This is a genomic window from endosymbiont of Riftia pachyptila (vent Ph05), assembly GCF_000224455.1.
GTDB classification, from domain to species: domain Bacteria; phylum Pseudomonadota; class Gammaproteobacteria; order Chromatiales; family Chromatiaceae; genus Endoriftia; species Endoriftia persephonae.
On sequence record NZ_AFOC01000091.1, the window covers coordinates 1 to 15,141 of the forward strand.

The following is a 15,141-nucleotide window of genomic DNA, read 5'->3' on the forward strand; positions in this document are numbered from 1 at the left end:
AGAGAAAACCCGCAGATACTCCGCCGGATATTCGAACTTCTCGCCGTCGTCGAAGCTGATCTCTAGCCGGCGCGACTGGCGGTGCAGGTGGATCTCGGTAGGAATCGGATGGGACATCACTGGTTACCTCGTAGCTGTTGAATCCGGCGTGGATTGTACCTGATGGCGGCGGCAGTTAATCCCGGTGCAGGGTTGGGTTGCCTGGCGCTTCTGTGATGGGAAGTCGATCATCGGGCTAGAGGATGTACTGGCTGAGATCTTCGTCAGCTGCCAGCGCGGCGAGCTGATCGTCCACATAGGCCGCGTCTACCGTAAAGTGCTCGCCAGTGTGCTCTGAGGCATCGAAGGAGATCTGCTCCAGCAACCGCTCCATCACGGTGTGGAGGCGCCGTGCGCCGATGTTCTCGGTGTGCTCGTTGACCTGCCAGGCGGTCTCCGCAATGCGCTGGATGGCGTCGTCGGTGAACTCCAGCTCGACCTGCTCGGTGGCCATCAGCGCCTGATACTGCTCGGTGAGTGAGGCGTCCGGCTCGGTGAGGATACGGCTGAAATCCTCGGTACTCAGGGCGCTCAGCTCGACCCGGATCGGCAGCCGCCCCTGCAGCTCCGGGATCAGGTCCGACGGCTTGGAAAGGTGGAAGGCACCGGAGGCGATGAACAGGATGTGGTCGGTTCGGACCATACCGTGTTTGGTGGAGATGGTGCAGCCCTCCACCAGCGGCAGCAGGTCGCGCTGCACCCCCTCGCGGGAGACATCGGCGCCGCCGTGTTCGGCCCGGCTGGCCACCTTGTCCAGCTCGTCGAGGAAGACGATGCCGTGCTGCTCCACCAGATTGATGGCGTGCAGCTTTAGATCCTCCTCGTTGATGCGCTTCTGCGCCTCTTCATCCTTGAGCACCTTGAGGGCGTCGCGGATGCGTAGCTTGCGTTTTCGCGAGCGGCCACTGCCCATGTTCTGGAACATCCCCTGCAGCTGGCTGGTCATCTCCTCCATGCCGGGAGGGGCCATGATCTCCACGCCCATCGGGGCGGCACTGACCTCGATCTCGATCTCCTTGTCATCCAGTTCGCCGTCACGCAGCTTGGCGCGGAAGCGCTCCCGAGTCTGGCGGGAGACACCGCCACTGCTGGCGCTCTCTTCCTCCCAGCCGCTCGGTTTGGGGGCGGGCAGCAGGACGTCGAGCAGACGCTCCTCGGCCGCTGCGCTGGCCTCGTCCTCGACCTTGGCGATCTCCTTTTCGCGTATCATCTTCACTGCCGAGTCGGCCAGGTCACGCACGATCGACTCCACATCCCGACCGACATAGCCGACCTCGGTGAACTTGGTTGCCTCGACTTTGAGGAAGGGCGCGTCGGCTAGCTTTGCCAGGCGGCGCGCGATCTCGGTCTTGCCGACCCCCGTGGGGCCGATCATCAGGATGTTCTTCGGCGTGATCTCGTTGCGCAGCGCCTCGGGCACCTGGGCCCGGCGCCAGCGGTTGCGCAGTGCGATGGCGACGGCGCGCTTGGCGTCGGCCTGGCCGATGATGTGTTTATCTAGTTCGGCAACGATCTGTTGTGGGGTAATTTCCGACATAGTGGGTTAGTTCTCGCTGTCGAGCTCTTCTAGAATCAGGTTGTGGTTGGTGTAGATGCAGATGTCGGCGGCGATGTGCAACGCTTTCTCCACCACCTCGCGGGCGTTCAGCTCGGTGTTTTGCAGCAGCGCGCTGGCGGCGGCCTGGGCAAAAGCGCCGCCGGAGCCGATTGCCATCAGGCTGTTCTCCGGCTCGATCACGTCGCCGGTGCCGGAGATGATCAGCGAGGCTTTGGCGTCGGCGATGCAGAGCAGCGCCTCCAGGCGGCGCAACATGCGGTCGGTGCGCCAGTCCTTAGCCAGCTCCACGGCTGAGCGGGTGAGGTGGCCGTGGTGCTTCTCCAGCTTCGCCTCGAAGCGTTCGAACAGGGTGAAGGCGTCGGCGGTGGCGCCGGCAAACCCAGCAATCACCTGTCCCTTGTAGAGCGAGCGCACCTTGCGCGCATTGCCCTTCATTACGGTGTTGCCCAGCGAGACCTGGCCGTCTCCACCGATGACGACCTTGCCGCCTCGGCGCACCGAAAGAATTGTTGTGCCTTTGAAGGTTTCCACGTCGAGCCTGCATCTGACAGAAAGGAGGCTGATTGTACCCGAGGCGGGGAGGGGAAAAAACGGTGGGCTGGGATTTTGCGCCGGAATCTCTATCAATCTGACTTGTCGCAGGCCAGATTAGAGCCAAATGGGTATGTGGTGGCGGTCTCAGGCAAGCAGGGCGAAGAGAAAACAGAGGGAGGAGAGGATGGCGAGGATGATGGCAGCCTGTTTACCGAGGGTAAAGTCGACTGAGTGTGCATTGCGGTTGCGCATCAGCAGGGCGCCGACCGCCATCAGAGCAAAAATAGCGCCAGTGATGTAGGCGGCGTCCTTGAGGAAGCCGAGTTTGAGGCTCGATGAGCCGCTGACCCCACTGCCGATGGTGACAAACTTGTTGGCAAGGGCGGGTTCTGCGAGCAGCAGGGTCGAGACAATCAGCAGAAGCAGTAGAAGGCGTAGCCGAATCGGGTGGGTCATCTCATCTTCCTCAGTTGGATGCACAAAAGGTTCGGCTGGAGGTAGGGAAACTGAAGGTAATACGCGGTTATTTTTGCTTCTTCGCCCGCGGATGGGCTTGATCGTAGACCTGCGCCAAGTGCTGGAAATCGAGGTGGGTGTAGATCTGGGTGGTGCTGATGTTGGCGTGGCCGAGCAGCTCCTGCACCGCGCGCAGATCGCCGGAGGATTCCAGCAGATGGCTGGCGAAGGAGTGGCGGAGCATGTGCGGATGCAGGTTGTGCGGGCTGCCCTGCTGTCGTGACCAGTGACGTAGCTGCTTCTGGATGGTGGAACGGCTGATGCGCTGGCCGCGCACGCCGACAAACAGTGCCGGTTCGTCAATCGCCGCGAGCTGGGGGCGGACTGCCAGCCAGGCCTCAATGGCCTGCAGCGCCCTGCGCCCTACCGGCAACCTGCGGGCCCGGGAGCCCTTGCCCATCACCTCAACCTCCGCGTCGGCCTGGTCGATCTGCCCCAGATCGAGGTCGATCAGCTCCGCCAGGCGCAGACCTGAGGAGTAGAAGAGCTCCATGATCGCCCGGTCGCGCAGGGCCACCGGCGAGTCATCGCTGATCTCCAGGAGCTGGCTCAGCTGGTCGGCATCAAGGGTTGCGGGCAGCCTGCGTTGTGCTTTGGGTGCGCGAACCCCCAGCGCTGGATTGTTGTCGACAGCCTGTTCGCGCAGCAGAAAGCGGTAGAGGCTACGTAGGCTGGAGAGCTCCCGTTGCAGGCTTTTGGCAGCCAGGCCCTGGCGGTGGCGCTGGGCGATGTAGCCACGGATCTGATTGGCGCTGAGATGCGACCAGTGGGAGATGCCCTGCTCATCGAGCCAGTGGATGAGCTGGCTTAGATCGCGCCGGTAGCTCGCCAGAGTATGGGGCGAGAGGCGGCGCTCATCACGCAGATGAAGTAGGAAACGATCCACCCAGCACTGTAGCTCAGAGGCTTGGGCGGGGTCGGACATGACAGACTAGAGACCCGGCAGCGAGACCGCTTGCAGGGTGCGGCCGATCACGTCGCCGAGGCGAGCGAGGAAGTCGGTGCCGTGGTGGGGGGCGAAGCGATCCGCATCGCGGCTGCCGATTGCAAGTAGACCCAGCACCCCGTCGCTGTTCAGCGGGATCAGCGCGGTGGAGGCGATATCTTTCCCCTCGGTGCCGAAGATGAAGGCCAGCTCCTCCTCCTCCAGCGTGCCGCAGACCGGTGCGTTTTTCTTGAAAAATGAGTCGAAGGTGGCGGAGAGTTTTGGGTTTTCTTCGCCATAGTGATCGGTCAGATGAGGGTTGGAGAAAAGGCGCAGCTCCACCGCATCGGCCTTGAAGTCGCCGTGTAGTTCGTCTTCCAGGGCGGTCAGCACCTCTTCGAAGGTGACAGCGTCGATCAGTGCCAGGGTCAGCCGGTGCAGCTTCTGCTGCAGCTGGTCGTTGTCGCGGCCTACCGCGATCAATTCGTCGAGCCTGGTCTGGTAGCTATGCATCTGGGTTCGCAGGCTCTCCACCTGGCGCTCGATTAGTGAGACTGCCGCACCGCTCTGGTGGGGAATCTCAAGCTCGCTGAGCGCCTCAGGGTGGCGGTTGAAGAAATCGGGGTGGTTTTTCAGATATTCGATCACAGCCGCTTCGCTCTCGAGGCTGGCGGGGGTGTCGGGTTGGTTGGCCTGTTGGCTCATAGTTCTATCTTCCCCTCAAACACAGTGACTGCCGGTCCGCTCATCAGCACGGGGTATTCTTCTCCTGGCCACTCTACCACAAGATTCCCTCCGGGGAGATTGACTTGGACCCGTTGATCGAGTAATCCCTGCAGCCGGCCGGCGACCACTGCGGCGCAGGCACCGGTACCGCAGGCGAGGGTCTCGCCGGAACCGCGTTCGAACACCCGCAGCTGGATTTGATTGCGATCGATCACCTGCATGAAGCCGACATTGACCCGCTGCGGAAAGCGCGGATGGTTTTCGATCAGCGGGCCGAGCCGCTCCACCGGGAAGCTATCTACCGAATCGACCAGCAGAACCGCATGCGGGTTGCCCATCGAGACAGCGCCGACCATCAGCTGCTCGCCCCCCACCTGCAGCGGATAGCTGGTGGCAATGGTGTCGGCCTGGAAGGGGATGGCGGTAGGGTCGAGGATCGGTTCGCCCATATCGACCTGGACCAGCCCGTCATCCAGCAGATTGAGGACGATCCGCCCCGAGGTGGTGCCGACCGGGATGCTGCGCTTCGAGCTCAGCCCCTTCTCGTGCACGAAGCGGGCGAAACAGCGCGCTCCGTTGCCGCACTGCTCCACCTCGGAGCCGTCGGCGTTGAAGATGCGGTAGTGGAAATCGGTATCGGGCAGGCGCGGCGACTCCACCAGCAGGATCTGGTCACAGCCGACGCCGAAGCGTCGGTCGGCGATGGCACGGTACTGCGTGGCACTCAGTTCGACGCTTTGGTTGATCGCATCGAAGACCACAAAGTCGTTGCCGATGCCCTGCATTTTGCTGAATCGGAGTTGCATCTGCCAAGGCTAGCAAGCCTACGCCTGACTGCAAAGTGGAGCTGGATCGCCAGAGCCTCAGTCGGAGCTGGCGATCACCCCGGAGGCGGTTGCTAGCCCCAGTCCGACAATGAGGATTGTCTGTAGATTCTCCTCCAGTTGCTCCTGCTTTGCCCTCTCTGCAGCGCTGAGATGGCTGCGCTTGACGATCATTGGGTTGATGCCGAGCATGGTCAGACGTGGTCCTTGCTGAGCGCTGTAACTCCAGTCGACCAGGGAGAGTTGGTGTGGTGATGATTGGGATGAGTTTGAGGGGGTATTGGTCAGGGTGTGATGCAGTGAGAGGCCGATGCGGCTCTCCTGGCTGACGGGTCTGAGAACCGTCGATGGGCAGCTTGAAGTAGAGCGTTGCGCCGGAGCTACTTGGCAAGGGCTCGGTGACAGTCTGGCCGCTCCAGCCCAGTGCAATCAGCAGGAGGAGCCGGATGAGTGGAGAAAAGCATCGGGATGAGGCCATGGTCCAATCTTTTGCAGTGGCTGTGGGTGCAGAGAATATTAGCAGAGCAGGCGGGAGTGTCAGCCGGGTAGAAAGCCGCTGATGCTCAGATGACGGTCGCTGAGATTGTGCACGCTGAGTGTGGTCAGCCCCCGCTCGTTCAACTGCTGCTGCACCTCATCGGGAGTAAAGGCGGCGCACAGTGAAGCGCGGAAGTCGCGTTGCAGGATCTGGGGCTCGTTAGCAGCGTAGTGTTGCACCAGTGATTCCACCGCCTGTGGCGAGTTGAGGCGCCTCAAGTCCATGATGAAGATGGCGGCACCAGGGATGGCGGTGGATTGGATGGTTTGCCAGAGAATGTCGGGATTGTGCAGATGGTGCAGTAGCGAGTTGGAGAAGATCAGGTCGTAGGCCCGTTGTGGTAGCAGGGCGCTGGGCAGAGTGTCGCAGATTAGGTTTACCCGCGCCTCGGTGGCGGGGTGGCGCTGTAGCAGTCGGCGGCCGTGGGCCAGCATCGCCTCGGCCCCATCCAGGCCATCTACCCGGCAGTCGTGCCAGTGGCGGGCGACGTGCAGGGTGATGTCAGCCGGGCCGCAGCCCAGGTCGAGGGCATGATTGGGTGCTCGATCCCCCATGAGTGCCAAGAGCCTATCGAGAAAGAGCTGGTTGGGCTCCCTGAAATCGGCTTCGGCGTAGGCCTTGGCCTGCGCCTTCTCATCCATCAGCTCGACGGGTTCCGGGATGCGTTTCACGGCAGCAGCTGTTCGCCCCGATAGAGATCTTCAAGGCTTTCGCGCCGGCGCACCAGGTAGTGCTGGTCACCATCCACCATCACCTCAGCGGCGCGCGGGCGGGAGTTGTAGTTGGAGCTCATGGTGAAGCCGTAGGCGCCACTGGAGCGCACCGCCAGCAGGTCGCCGGGGCTGAGGCTTAGCTCGCGGCCCTTGCCGAGGAAGTCGCCGGTCTCGCAGATCGGGCCGACCAGATCGTAGCGGGCGCGGTTGCCCTGGCTGTTGCGGTCGACCGGCACGATCTGCTGATGGGCCTGATAGAGCGCGGGGCGCAGCAGGTCGTTCATGGCGGCGTCGATGATGGCAAAGGGCTTGAGCTCGGTGGGCTTGAGGAACTCGACCCTGGTCAGCAGTATCCCGGCGTTGCCGGCGATGGCACGGCCTGGTTCCACCAGCAGTTCGTAGTCGCGATCGCCGAGGCGTTCTCCCAGGGCCCGGGCGTAGTCGGCGGGCTGGGGAGGCGTTTCATCCGTATAGTGGATGCCGAGGCCGCCACCCAGGTCGAGGTGTTGGATGGCGATGCCGTCGCTCTCCAGTTGCTCGACCAGCAGCAGCACCCGGTCGAGTGCGTCGAGGAATGGCGACAGCTCGGTGAGCTGGGAGCCGATGTGGCAGTCGATTCCCTTGATCTCGATGTTGGGCATGGCGGCGGCCTGGCGATAGATTGCTGGGGCCTGCTGGATCTCGATGCCGAACTTGTTCTCCTTTAGTCCGGTGGAGATATAGGGGTGGGTCTGGGCGTCCACGTCGGGATTGACGCGGATCGATACCGGCGCACGTACACTCATCTCGCCGGCGACCCGGTTGAGGCGTTCCAGCTCCGCTTCTGATTCGACGTTGAAGCAGCGGATGCCGACCTCAAGCGCGCGGCGCATCTCATCCTCGCGCTTGCCGACGCCGGAGAAGAGCACCTTGGCCGGCTCACCACCGGCTGCCAGCACCCGCTCCAGCTCGCCCACCGAGACGATGTCGAAGCCGGAACCGAGGCGCGCCAGCAGATTCAGCACCGCCAGATTAGAGTTGGCCTTGACCGCGAAACAGACCAAGTGGCGGTGTGCACCGAAGGCGTCGTCGAAGGCGTGCCAGTGGCGCTCCAGGGTGGCGCGGGAGTAGACATAGCAGGGGGTGCCGTAGTGTCTGGCAATCTCGGTGAGTGGCACCTGCTCGGCGTAGAGCTGGTCGCCTTGATAGTCGAAATGGTCCATAGATCAGTGCTTCTTCTGGTCTGGTGCCTGGGTAGGCTGCTCGGTTGTAGGATCGACCTGTGGCTGTGCCGCGGGCGGTAGGTAGAGCGGGCCTTTCTGGCCGCAGGCGCTGAGCAGTAGGAGTGCCAGTAATCCGGCGATTAAATGTGGCATATTTATAGGTCGGGCTGCGCCCGACATTATCCTTGATTTTATAGATGATACGCGGCGGCCACGGGCCGCCCTATATCTGATATGGGCTGGGTCAAAAGCCGCCGCTGTCGCCCTGGTAGAGATCGACCTCAATCCGTGGCGGCATCTGCAGATGGAAGCCCTGGCTGTGCAGATTCTGCATCACCTTGCCCACATCCTCCCGCGCCAGCTGGCGACCGGCATTTAGCTCCAGCTCCATCACCAACGTTGGTCTGCCAAAGCGTTTGAGCAGGGGCTCGGGCAGCTGTTCGAAGGCGTCCTGCTCGCGCAGGTAGAGGTACATCTCCTGCTTGCGCGGGCTGCGGTAGATCCAGCAGTGGATGTTTTCCGCGCTCATGGATCAGCAGGGGTCAGGGGCAGCGGGGCCACCGGCTGCATCCGCCAGATGTCGCGATTGTACTCCTGCATGGTGCGGTCGGTGGAGAAACGGCCGCTGCGCGCGCTGTTGATGATGCTCATGCGAAGCCACTGCTCCTGGTCCTGATAGGCCTCGGCGGCACGCTGTTGGGCCTCCACATAGCTGCGGAAGTCGGCGGCGGTCATCCACGGATCGTAGGGGTTGCGGATCGACTCGATGATTGTGTCGAACCGCCCCGGTTCGAACTGGTTGAAGTAGCCGCACTCCAGCAGTTGCATTACCTGGCGGAAATCGGCGTCATTGTCGATGATCCGATTCGGATCGTAGTGTATGCGCTGCGTGTCGACCTCTGTCGCGGTCAGGCCGAAGAGGAAGAAGTTCTTCTTGCCGACCTCTTCCATAATCTCAATATTGGCGCCGTCGAGGGTGCCGATGGTGACTGCGCCGTTCATCATGAACTTCATGTTGCCGGTGCCGGAGGCCTCTTTGCCGGCGGTGGAGATCTGCTCCGAGAGGTCGGTGCCGGGGGCGATAACCTCCATTGCTGAGACCCGATAGTTAGGGATGAAGGCGACCTTCAGTTTGTCGCCGACATCCGGATCGTTGTTGACCACTCGCGCAACGTTGTTGATCAGTTTGATGATCAGCTTTGCCATCACATAGCCAGGTGCCGCCTTGCCGCCGATCAGTACGCAGCGGTTGGTCCAGTTGGCGGTGTCGCCGGCGCGGATGCGATTGTAGAGGTGGATTACATGCAGGATGTTGAGCAGCTGACGTTTGTATTCGTGGATGCGTTTGACCTGCACGTCGAACAGCGATTCGGGGTTGAACTCCACGTCGCAGTCGGCCTTGACCATCGCTGCCAGGCGCTGCTTGTTGGTTTGTTTTATGTCGCGCCACTTGCGGCGGAACACGCGGCTGTCGGCGAGCTTTTCGATCTGGCTGATCTCGGGCAGGTTGGCGATCCAGTCGTCGCCGATGCTCTTGGTGATCAGTTCACGCAGGCCGGGGTTGCAGGCGGCGAGCCAGCGCCGTGGGGTGACGCCGTTGGTTTTGTTGTTGAAGCGTTCCGGCCAGAGTTCATAGAAGTCGTGGAACAGGCCGGCGGTGAGCAGCTGGGTGTGCAGTGCGGCGACGCCGTTGATCGAGAAGCTGCCGACGATGGCGAGGTAGGCCATACGCACCATTGGCTCGTGTCCCTCCTCGATGATCGATATGCGGCGCAAGCGGTCGGTGTCGCCGGGCCAATGCTGCGCTACCTGGGCGAGAAAGCGGGCGTTGATCTCGTAGATGATCTCCAGCAGGCGTGGTAGTAGCTGCTGGAATAGGCGCACCGGCCAGCGTTCCAGGGCTTCCGGCAGTAAGGTGTGGTTGGTGTAGGCCATGGTGCGGGATGTGATGGCCCAAGCGTCGTCCCAGCCGAGATGCTGCTCATCCATCAGCTGGCGCATCAGTTCAGCCACCGAGATGCTGGGGTGGGTGTCGTTGAGCTGGAAGCAGTTTTTCTCGGCAAACTCGCTGAAATCCTGGTGGCTCTCATGCCATTCGCGGATTACGTCTTTGATACTGGCGGAGGCGAGGAAGTACTGCTGGCGCAGCCGCAGCTCTTTGCCGTTCTCGCTGGCGTCGTTGGGGTAGAGCACCATGGTGATGTTTTCTGCGTCGTTCTTTTTCTTCACCGCCTCGGTGTAGCCGCCGGCGTGGAACTCCTCCAGGTCAAACTCGTCGGTGGCGGCGGCCTTCCACAGCCGCAGGGTGTTGACGGTATTGTTGCGGTAGCCGGGGATCGGGATGTCGTAGGGTACCGCCAGCACGTCGTGGGTGTCGACCCAGCGGATGTGCAGCCGGCCGCTGGCGTCGCGGCCCTGCTCGACGCGCCCGCCAAACTTGATGCGTTGCACATACTCGGGCCGCTCCAGCTCCCAGGGGTTGCCGTCGCGTAGCCAGTGGTCTGGATCCTCGATCTGCTGGCCGTTGGCGATGTGCTGGCGGAACATGCCGTATTCGTAGCGCAACCCGTAGCCGCGCACCGGCAGCCGCAGGCTGGCGCAGCTGTCGAGGAAGCAAGCGGCGAGCCGCCCCAGGCCACCGTTGCCGAGGCCGGCGTCGGGCTCGCTCTCACGGATCTCCTCCAGCGATACGCCCAGATCGTAGAGGGCCTTGTACGACTGCTGAGTGAGATCCAGGTTGAGCATGGTGTTGCTTAGGGCACGCCCCATCAGGAATTCGAGTGAGAGGTAAAAGGTGCGTTTGCAATCGCTCTCTTCGTAGGCGCGACGGGTGGTCTTCCAGCGCTCGATGAGACGGTCGCGCAGTGCCAGCGCTAGCGCTTTGTAGGGGTAGTGGCTCGATTTGCAGTGGTCGTCGCGACCGAGGGTGTGAGCGAAATAGCGGCGAAAGTCATCCGCGATCGCCTTGGTCTCCATGCCCAGCGGAGGCAGTTCAGTGATTCTGCGATTGGTTGGATCACACTGTTTCAGTTTGGGGTGGCCTTTTTCTGACATGGCTTGACTGCACCAATATGCTTAACGAAGCGCGTATTATGCAGCGGTCTCTGATGCTAAACCAGAAACTATGTCACCGGTAAGTGATTGCATGTATCACAGTTGTTAGGGCTGCTTCTCAGTGATGCCGAGATTGCCGGAGAAGCCAGGGCTGGCGCCTTCCGAGAGGCGGATCTTCAGCGATAGGTTGTTGCGTGAGTCGGCGTGGCTGAGGGCCTCCTCCAGGCTGATCCGCTCCTCCCGGTAGAGCTTATAGAGCGACTGGTCGAAGGTCTGCATGCCGCGTTCTGTGCCCTGTTCCATCGCCTCTTTGATGCCGTGGATGTCGCCCTTCTGGATCAGCTCAGAGATGTAGCTGGTGAGTAGCAAGATCTCTACTGCCGGCAGGCGCTGGCCGTTGACGTTGCGCACCAGGCGTTGTGAGATCACCGCCTTGAGGTTGAGTGAGAGGTCCATGTAGAGCTGCTGCCGGGCGGTGTCGGGAAAGAAGTTGATGATCCGGTCGAGGGCCTGATTGGCGTTGTTGGAGTGCAGGGTGGAGAGGCAGAGGTGGCCAGTCTCGGCGTAGGCGATGGCGTATTTCATCGTCTCCATGTCGCGGATCTCGCCGATCTGGATCACGTCAGGGGCCTCGCGCATGGCGTTCTTTAGGGCATTTTCATAGCTGAGAGTATCTATGCCAACCTCGCGCTGGTCGACGATCGACCGCTTGTGGGTGTAGAGGTATTCGATCGGATCCTCGATGGTGAGGAATGTGGCCATACATGTTCTGGTTGCGGTGCTCGAGCATCGCCGCCAGGGTGGTCGACTTGCCCGAACCGGTGGCGCCGACCACCAGGATCAGGCCGTGCTTCTGCAGGATCAGATCCTTCAGGATGACCGGCAGATTGAGCTGTTCCACCGGCGGGATCACCCCTTTGATGTAGCGGATCACCATCGCCACATCGCCGCGCTGTCTGAAGACATTGACGCGAAACCGCCCCAGTTTGCTGATGGAAATGGCCATATTGCACTCCAGCGTCGCCTCGAACTCGTGTATCTGATCGTCTGACATCACCGAGTAGGCGAGCTTGCGCACCTGGCCGGGCTGCAGCGGGGTGGAGCCGATCGGACGGCAATCCCCCTCGGCCTTGAGGTTGGGTGGTGCGCCAGTACTGAAGAAGAGATCCGAGCCGTTTTTCTGCACCATGAGTTTCAAGTAAGGGACGATATCCATCAAAGATTCCTTGTTGCTGTGATTGAGGCTGGCGGGGGAGGTATCGCTTCCCTATAGTGCCTTGCTGTCCCATGCTTATCGGCGGTTTTTCTCTGGAGTGTAGGAGATTTTTTCATGCAGCCATCACTAATTCGACTGAGCGGGCTGAGTATCTATCCGGTGAAATCCCTCGGCGGGATCGATCTGCAGCGTAGCGAGCTGGACAGCTTTGGTCTGCACTACGATCGCCGTTGGATGCTGGTGGATCAGGCCGGTCACTTTCTCAGCCAGCGGCGCCTGCCGCGTATGACCCTGATCCAGCCGGCAATTGAGTCGGATCGGCTGCTGCTACGGGCCGATGGTCAGCAGCCGTTGTCACTACCGCTGCACCCTCAAGGGGATGAGTGGATCGAGGTGCAGGTCTGGGAGGATCGTTGCCGGGGGCTAGTCTGTGGTGCGGAGGCCGATCGGTGGTTGAGTGAGTTTCTGGAGATCCCCTGTCGACTGGTCTACATGCCCGACTCGACCCGCCGCCAGGTCGATCCTGACTATGCTCTCAGCTCAGATCACACCGCCTTCTCCGATGGCTTTCCGCTACTACTGATCTCGCAGGCCTCGCTGGCTGATCTCAACCGGCGTTTGCCGGTTGCGCTGCCGATGCGCCGTTTTCGTCCCAATCTGGTGGTCGATGGCTGCACGCCCTATGCGGAGGACCGGTGGCGGCGGATCCAAATCGGCGGGGTGGTTTTTCGGGTGGTGAAACCCTGCTCTCGTTGCGTTATTACCACCATCGATCCGCAGAGTGCGCAGCGCGGAGAGGAGCCGCTGAAGACCCTGTCCGGCTATCGTCGCCAGGGCAATAAGGTACTTTTCGGTCAGAATCTTTTACACAATGCTGAGGGCGAACTCGCCTTGGGGTTGCCGGTTGAGTTGCTGGAGGTGAGTGGTGAATGAGTCAGAGGCGATCCTTGCCTGCAGGCAGTGGGTGGAAGAGGTGGTGGTGGGGCTTAATCTCTGCCCGTTTGCGGCCCAGCCGATGGGTCAGGGGCGGGTGCGTTTCCATGCCACCCCGGCGGATCAACTGGAGACGATCTACCAGAGTTTTTTGCAGGAGCTGGACCAGATCAACCGCCTCGATGAGGCGGAGGTGGAGACGGCGCTGTTTATCATTCCCAGAGGGCTGGAGCAGTTTTCAGACTATCTGGAACTGTTGACGCTGGCGGAAGAGGTGATCGCCGAGGCGGGGCTGGAGGGGCTGTTTCAGCTCGCCAGCTTCCATCCTGACTACCGTTTTGAAGGGGCCACAGCGGATGATCCGGCCAACTACACCAATCGTTCACCCTATCCGATGATCCACGTCATCCGTGAGGCGCCGCTGTCACGTGCCCTGGAGAGTTATCCCAACCCGGAGCAGATTCCCCAGCGCAACGTGCAGTTGCTGCGTGATATGGGTATTGAGCGGGTGCAGGCGCAACTCGCCCACTGTCTGGTGGGGGAGGAGGATTAGTTGTAGATCGCGGTGATGCGCCAGCGCTCGCCGTCGCGGGTCAGGCGCGCGTGTACCGGGTTTTCACCCAGCTCGCCGATACGCAGCAACAGGCTGTTGGGGCCGTCAAAAAAGGCGTAGTCCAGCTGATTCAGTAGACCGCCCTGACGGGGGTCCGGATTGTGGGAGCGGAGCTGATGCATCGCCCACTCCAGGTCGACCATCTGGTCGATGGCACCGCTGCCGAGTCGCTGGATGCCACTCTGCAGCCATTCGACGAAGCTGCCAGAGACCTCGCCGATGCTGCTCTCCATCTCTTTGTTCATCTTGCGCTTGATCTCGGCCCGCACTGTCTGCAGATCCACCAGTTCGGCAAGCCGCGCCCGGTCACTCTGTTGCAGCGCCTGGTCGAGTTGATAAAGGGTGGTGAAGGGCCAGACAAGATAGGCGATCAGCGCCAGGAATAGCGTGATGAAGAGCGTTTTCATGGGATCAGGGGAGTTTGTGGCGGAGATGGAATGGGAGGCTCGGCGACCGCCGGGCCTCCCTGATCAGCAGGGCACGGATCAGTAGCGACCGCGACCACCACCACCGCTGTTGGTGCGGGGCTTGGCTTCGTTGACACGCAGGCTGCGACCGCCCAACTGGCTGTCGTTGAGGCTATCGATGGCGCTCTGTGCGGCGCTGTTGTCAGACATTTCGACAAAGCCGAAGCCGCGGGAGCGACCGGTCTCGCGGTCCATAATGACCTTGGCGCTGTCTACCGCGCCATAGGGAGCAAAAAGCTCATGCAACTCATCATCGGTGGTGTTCCAAGAGAGGTTTCCAACATAGATATTCATTTCCAAAGCTCACTGAAAAAAATGCATTTGAGAAAATAACAACGCCACCAACCAATCAAATGCAAAATCAATCGATAGCTCCGGTCGGGGAAAACCTCAACTCGGTATCTCCCGCACACCGCGGGTATGAGTACTTTAGTCGGTTTCTTCCAATTGTGCAGCCTCTAATTGCTCTCCAATTGCAAACCAGTCGGTCTCTATTGCTTGGAGTTGGCGATCGACCTCGGCTTTCTCGGCAAGCAGCTGTTTTAGATCTTGTTTTCTATCCTCCTGATAGAAACCCGTGTCGGCCAGCGAACTCTCCAGGATGGATTGGCTGGCCTGCAGGCGTTCCATCTCCTGTTCGAGCTTCGTCATCTGGCGTTTGAGTGGCTGCAGCTGGCGCCTCCGCTCGGCCTCGGCACGTTTGCGGGCGCGGCGCGCCTCGGCGGTATGCTCTCCCTCGCTGCGGCTGTTTCCATCCGACCCCTGTTCCCGCCGCTGCGCCGTCAGCCAGGCGGGATAGGCCTCCAGGTCGTCATTGAAGGGTTCGACGCGCCCGCCGTACACCAACCAGAGGCGGTCGCAGGTGATGCGCAGCAGGTGACGGTCGTGGGAGACCAGCACCATCGCCCCCTCAAAATCCTGCAGCGCCTGGCCGAGGGCGTGGCGCATCTCCAGATCGAGGTGGTTAGTGGGCTCGTCGAGCAGCAGCAGGTTGGGGCGTTGGTAGACCAGTAGTGCCAGCACCAGGCGCGCCTTTTCGCCGCCGGAGAAGGGTGCGACCGGCTCCAGTGCGCGCTCACCGGCAAAGCCAAATCCGCCGAGAAAATCCCGCAGAGACTGCTCGCTGGCCTTGGCATCAAGACGCTGCAGATGCTGCAGTGGGCTGGCGTGCAGGTTGAGCTGCTCCAGCTGGTGCTGGGCGAAGTAGCCGATCTTCAGCTCCTGGGCGGGCAGTAGCTTGCCGGCCAGAGGGGTGAGTTCGCCGGCCATCAGCTTGATCAGGG

Annotated in this window: 18 protein-coding genes and 1 pseudogene; 2 read left to right on the forward strand and 17 right to left on the reverse strand. The window is 61.3% G+C overall.

Annotation, left to right across the window (positions count from 1 at the left end; all coding sequences use genetic code 11):
* The 14 genes and pseudogenes from RIFP1SYM_RS13020 to RIFP1SYM_RS13075 form a co-directional block, all read right to left on the reverse strand.
* On the reverse strand, positions 1–117 hold a 117-nt coding region (locus RIFP1SYM_RS13020), incomplete at its 3' end, for a gamma-butyrobetaine hydroxylase-like domain-containing protein (protein ID WP_039960492.1).
* A 118-nt stretch (positions 118–235) separates the two neighbouring features.
* Positions 236–1,576: an ATP-dependent protease ATPase subunit HslU gene (hslU, locus tag RIFP1SYM_RS13025; RefSeq protein WP_005965470.1), complete on the reverse strand. Its 1,341-nt coding sequence runs from the start codon at positions 1,574–1,576 to the stop codon at positions 236–238.
* A 6-nt stretch (positions 1,577–1,582) separates the two neighbouring features.
* Complete coding sequence (gene hslV / locus RIFP1SYM_RS13030) at positions 1,583–2,128, reverse strand: ATP-dependent protease subunit HslV (protein WP_005965472.1); 546 nt, start codon at positions 2,126–2,128, stop codon at positions 1,583–1,585.
* Positions 2,129–2,275: 147 nt separating this feature from the next.
* Positions 2,276–2,587: a hypothetical protein gene (locus tag RIFP1SYM_RS13035; protein WP_006475161.1), complete on the reverse strand. Its 312-nt coding sequence runs from the start codon at positions 2,585–2,587 to the stop codon at positions 2,276–2,278.
* Positions 2,588–2,654: 67 nt separating this feature from the next.
* Entirely contained in the window at positions 2,655–3,572 is a 918-nt protein-coding gene (xerC, locus tag RIFP1SYM_RS13040) for a tyrosine recombinase XerC (protein ID WP_005965474.1), read from the reverse strand.
* A 6-nt stretch (positions 3,573–3,578) separates the two neighbouring features.
* Positions 3,579–4,277 carry a DUF484 family protein gene (locus RIFP1SYM_RS13045; RefSeq protein ID WP_005965476.1) on the reverse strand — a complete coding sequence of 233 codons (699 nt, stop codon included), beginning with the start codon at positions 4,275–4,277 and terminating at the stop codon, positions 3,579–3,581.
* Positions 4,274–5,104 carry a diaminopimelate epimerase gene (gene dapF / locus RIFP1SYM_RS13050; RefSeq protein ID WP_005965478.1) on the reverse strand — a complete coding sequence of 277 codons (831 nt, stop codon included), beginning with the start codon at positions 5,102–5,104 and terminating at the stop codon, positions 4,274–4,276. The genes RIFP1SYM_RS13045 and dapF overlap by 4 nt, the downstream gene beginning before the upstream one ends.
* A gap of 57 nt (positions 5,105–5,161) precedes the next feature.
* Complete coding sequence (locus RIFP1SYM_RS18285) at positions 5,162–5,314, reverse strand: hypothetical protein (RefSeq protein WP_006475164.1); 153 nt, start codon at positions 5,312–5,314, stop codon at positions 5,162–5,164.
* Between the two features lie 345 nt (positions 5,315–5,659).
* Positions 5,660–6,301, reverse strand: coding sequence for a class I SAM-dependent methyltransferase (locus RIFP1SYM_RS13055; RefSeq protein ID WP_240991678.1), 642 nt, complete (start codon positions 6,299–6,301; stop codon positions 5,660–5,662).
* Between the two features lie 26 nt (positions 6,302–6,327).
* Positions 6,328–7,575: a diaminopimelate decarboxylase gene (gene lysA, locus RIFP1SYM_RS13060; protein WP_005965484.1), complete on the reverse strand. Its 1,248-nt coding sequence runs from the start codon at positions 7,573–7,575 to the stop codon at positions 6,328–6,330.
* A 3-nt stretch (positions 7,576–7,578) separates the two neighbouring features.
* The gene (gene lptM, locus RIFP1SYM_RS19055) at positions 7,579–7,755 is read right to left on the reverse strand and encodes an LPS translocon maturation chaperone LptM (protein ID WP_081417766.1); all 177 of its coding nucleotides are present in this window, start codon (positions 7,753–7,755) and stop codon (positions 7,579–7,581) included.
* A gap of 64 nt (positions 7,756–7,819) precedes the next feature.
* Positions 7,820–8,104, reverse strand: a complete 285-nt coding sequence (locus RIFP1SYM_RS13065; protein WP_005965486.1) for a YcgL domain-containing protein — start codon at positions 8,102–8,104, stop codon at positions 7,820–7,822.
* Entirely contained in the window at positions 8,101–10,629 is a 2,529-nt protein-coding gene (locus tag RIFP1SYM_RS13070; RefSeq protein ID WP_005965488.1) for a glycogen/starch/alpha-glucan phosphorylase, read from the reverse strand. The genes RIFP1SYM_RS13065 and RIFP1SYM_RS13070 overlap by 4 nt, the downstream gene beginning before the upstream one ends.
* A gap of 105 nt (positions 10,630–10,734) precedes the next feature.
* Positions 10,735–11,845 (reverse strand): annotated as a pseudogene (locus RIFP1SYM_RS13075) (PilT/PilU family type 4a pilus ATPase).
* Between the two features lie 114 nt (positions 11,846–11,959).
* Here RIFP1SYM_RS13075 and RIFP1SYM_RS13080 point away from each other — a divergent pair.
* Together RIFP1SYM_RS13080 and RIFP1SYM_RS13085 are read left to right on the forward strand one after the other, a co-directional pair.
* Entirely contained in the window at positions 11,960–12,778 is an 819-nt protein-coding gene (locus RIFP1SYM_RS13080; protein WP_005965491.1) for an MOSC domain-containing protein, read from the forward strand.
* Positions 12,771–13,331 carry a DUF1415 domain-containing protein gene (locus RIFP1SYM_RS13085; protein ID WP_006475169.1) on the forward strand — a complete coding sequence of 187 codons (561 nt, stop codon included), beginning with the start codon at positions 12,771–12,773 and terminating at the stop codon, positions 13,329–13,331. Before RIFP1SYM_RS13080 ends, RIFP1SYM_RS13085 begins: the two co-directional genes overlap by 8 nt.
* Here the strand turns inward: RIFP1SYM_RS13085 and RIFP1SYM_RS13090 are convergent.
* The 3 genes from RIFP1SYM_RS13090 to RIFP1SYM_RS13100 all read right to left on the reverse strand — a co-directional run.
* Positions 13,328–13,798, reverse strand: a complete 471-nt coding sequence (locus RIFP1SYM_RS13090) for a DUF2939 domain-containing protein (RefSeq protein ID WP_005965494.1) — start codon at positions 13,796–13,798, stop codon at positions 13,328–13,330. The two genes, RIFP1SYM_RS13085 and RIFP1SYM_RS13090, sit on opposite strands and share 4 nt — an antisense overlap.
* Positions 13,799–13,876: 78 nt before the next feature.
* Entirely contained in the window at positions 13,877–14,152 is a 276-nt protein-coding gene (locus RIFP1SYM_RS13095) for an RNA recognition motif domain-containing protein (RefSeq protein ID WP_006475170.1), read from the reverse strand.
* 135 nt (positions 14,153–14,287) lie between these two features.
* On the reverse strand, positions 14,288–15,141 hold an 854-nt coding region (locus tag RIFP1SYM_RS13100; RefSeq protein WP_039960494.1), incomplete at its 5' end, for an ATP-binding cassette domain-containing protein.

Coding starts and splice junctions, on each gene's coding strand:
- hslU (WP_005965470.1), bottom strand. CDS start 1,576: ATGTCGGAAATTACCCCACAACAGATCGTTGCCGAACTAGATAAACAC.
- RIFP1SYM_RS13035 (WP_006475161.1), bottom strand. CDS start 2,587: ATGACCCACCCGATTCGGCTACGCCTTCTACTGCTTCTGCTGATTGTC.
- xerC (WP_005965474.1), bottom strand. CDS start 3,572: ATGTCCGACCCCGCCCAAGCCTCTGAGCTACAGTGCTGGGTGGATCGT.
- RIFP1SYM_RS13045 (WP_005965476.1), bottom strand. CDS start 4,277: ATGAGCCAACAGGCCAACCAACCCGACACCCCCGCCAGCCTCGAGAGC.
- dapF (WP_005965478.1), bottom strand. CDS start 5,104: ATGCAACTCCGATTCAGCAAAATGCAGGGCATCGGCAACGACTTTGTG.
- RIFP1SYM_RS18285 (WP_006475164.1), bottom strand. CDS start 5,314: ATGCTCGGCATCAACCCAATGATCGTCAAGCGCAGCCATCTCAGCGCT.
- RIFP1SYM_RS13055 (WP_240991678.1), bottom strand. CDS start 6,301: ATGGATGAGAAGGCGCAGGCCAAGGCCTACGCCGAAGCCGATTTCAGG.
- lysA (WP_005965484.1), bottom strand. CDS start 7,575: ATGGACCATTTCGACTATCAAGGCGACCAGCTCTACGCCGAGCAGGTG.
- lptM (WP_081417766.1), bottom strand. CDS start 7,755: ATGTCGGGCGCAGCCCGACCTATAAATATGCCACATTTAATCGCCGGA.
- RIFP1SYM_RS13065 (WP_005965486.1), bottom strand. CDS start 8,104: ATGAGCGCGGAAAACATCCACTGCTGGATCTACCGCAGCCCGCGCAAG.
- RIFP1SYM_RS13070 (WP_005965488.1), bottom strand. CDS start 10,629: ATGTCAGAAAAAGGCCACCCCAAACTGAAACAGTGTGATCCAACCAAT.
- RIFP1SYM_RS13080 (WP_005965491.1), top strand. CDS start 11,960: ATGCAGCCATCACTAATTCGACTGAGCGGGCTGAGTATCTATCCGGTG.
- RIFP1SYM_RS13090 (WP_005965494.1), bottom strand. CDS start 13,798: ATGAAAACGCTCTTCATCACGCTATTCCTGGCGCTGATCGCCTATCTT.
- RIFP1SYM_RS13095 (WP_006475170.1), bottom strand. CDS start 14,152: ATGAATATCTATGTTGGAAACCTCTCTTGGAACACCACCGATGATGAG.